Source organism: Candidatus Skiveiella danica, from assembly GCF_022705245.1.
GTDB lineage: Bacteria > Pseudomonadota > Gammaproteobacteria > Burkholderiales > Burkholderiaceae_C > Skiveiella > Skiveiella danica.
This window is the reverse complement of the sequence record NZ_JAKJEW010000164.1, coordinates 1-571: the sequence shown is the minus strand read 5'-3', so window position 1 is coordinate 571 and position 571 is coordinate 1. Positions and strand designations below refer to the sequence as shown.

At 64.3% G+C, this 571-nt stretch carries 1 protein-coding gene; it reads left to right on the top strand.

Annotated features, from left to right (window positions below; all coding sequences use genetic code 11):
• Positions 1-291: 291 nt before the first annotated feature.
• Positions 292-571, top strand: a 280-nt coding sequence (locus ACMUOY_RS20740; RefSeq protein WP_413894595.1) for a glyceraldehyde 3-phosphate dehydrogenase NAD-binding domain-containing protein, incomplete at its 3' end; no start/stop codon positions are given.

The following is a 571-nucleotide window of genomic DNA, read 5'->3' as shown; positions in this document are numbered from 1 at the left end:
CCAACCCGTCACGGTAAAAGGGCAAAAGGGCCTCAAGATTGTCGCTGGGCCGCGCCACGCGCAGAACCGGCGCCCCCGCCATCATCGTTTCAACCCCTCGATCGGCCGCCAAGCGCGGACCGACGCACTCTTGAATCGATGGGTTAAGAAACGAGAAAGGCGTGCCGCAGGGGCAATCAGGCGATCCGCAAGCGGCCAAATCGCCCCACACAGGACCTCGCCTGGACGCTCGCGCCCGGAGCAGGTAGGACACTGGCCCCTTTTCCGGCTGCTGACTGAATGGAGCAAAAGATGACGGTGCGCGTAGCGATCAACGGGTTTGGACGCATTGGGCGCAACGTGCTGCGCGCCATCGTCGAGGCCGGGCGCACGGACATCGAGGTCGTCGCCATCAACGACCTGGGCCCGGTCGAAACAAACGCGCACCTGATGCGCTTCGACAGCGTCCATGGCCGGTTTCCGGGCACGGTCGAAGTCGATGGCGACGTCATCAAGGTGAACGGCAAGGGCATCAAGGTCACCGCCATCCGCAGCCCGGCCGAACTGCCGCACAAGGATCTCGGCGTCGACA